A 253-nucleotide genomic window follows, 5' to 3' on the forward strand; every position below is an offset into this window, starting at 1 on the left:
CAATCAAAGCCCACACCGAAAAGGTTAAAGAGGTGATTAAGAAACACAAAACATCACCTCAAGCCGCCCTGATTAAACAACTCAACCCCATCATCACAGGATGGGCAAGGTACTACTCAGGGGTAGTCTCCAAGGAGATTTTCAGCAAGCTAGATAACATACTCTGGCAACAACTTCGGGCATGGGTAGTGTCACGATGCGGAAACGCCAAATACAAAACGCTCAGAAAATACTACCGAACAGGTATGGCAAA

At 45.5% G+C, this 253-nt stretch carries 1 protein-coding gene; it reads left to right on the forward strand.

The genetic code is table 11. From position 1 onward, the window contains the following. A partial coding sequence (locus AC0QHF_RS09280) for a group II intron maturase-specific domain-containing protein (protein ID WP_324703921.1) occupies nt 1-253 on the forward strand: 253 nt, incomplete at both ends.

The sequence above is a fragment of the Lyngbya sp. CCY1209 genome (genome assembly GCF_055795065.1).